Source organism: Pseudoroseomonas ludipueritiae (assembly GCF_014490445.1).
GTDB lineage: Bacteria > Pseudomonadota > Alphaproteobacteria > Acetobacterales > Acetobacteraceae > Pseudoroseomonas > Pseudoroseomonas ludipueritiae.
On sequence record NZ_JACTUZ010000370.1, the window covers coordinates 1 to 765 of the forward strand.

Consider the following 765-nt stretch of genomic DNA (forward strand, 5'->3'; position numbering starts at 1 on the left):
GGCGACGGCGTGCCGGGCAGCCCGGCCAGGGCGGCGCCCAGCGGCTGCCCGGCTTCCAGCGCCGAGGTCAGCGCGGTGGAAGCCACCAGCCGGTTCAGCCGCTGCTCGGCGGCGGTGATGCGGGCCTCGCGCTGCTCCAGCGCGGCGAAGCGGGCATTCATCTGCTGCTCCCGCTCGGCGGCGGCGCGGTTGGCGGCCTGCTCGGCGGCGGAGAGCTGTTCCGTCACCTTGCCTTCCAGCGCGGTCAGGCGCTGCTGCTGGTTCCGCTCCAGCGTGTCCAGCTTCGGGGCCAGCGCGGCCTCGGCCTCGGCAAAGCGCCGCGCCAGTTGCTCCTCGGCGCCGCTGACGCGCTGGGTGAGGCTGTTCTGCGCCTCGCCAAGCCGCTGGGCGAAGGCATTCTGCGCCTCGCCGATGCGCTGGTCCGTCTGGGCCTGCTGCGCGGCCAGGGCGGATTTCTGCTGCTCCAGCGCCTGCTGCAGCGCCGCCATCGCCTGGCTGGCGGCGGCCTCACGCTCGCGCAGCGCCGTCTCCAGCGCGCCCAGGCGCTCGCTGGCCTGCTGCAGCGCCGGGCCCTGGCTGGAAGCCTGGGCCTCGGTCTGACGCAGGCGGTTGTCCATCGCATCGATCCGGGCGGGGTCGATGGTAGGCTGGTCCGGGCGGCCGGCCAGCATCAGCCAGGCCAGCAGCAGCACCACAACGCCGGTGCCGGCGGCGATCGGCAGCACCAGCGAATCGCGGCGCCGGGCCGGCTCGGGCGGCGGCGGC

Annotated in this window: 1 protein-coding gene; it reads right to left on the minus strand. The window is 75.7% G+C overall.

Annotated features, from left to right (window positions below; translation table 11 throughout):
- The coding region (locus IBL25_RS26430; RefSeq protein ID WP_202986899.1) for a hypothetical protein at positions 1-765 on the minus strand (765 nt) is incomplete at both ends.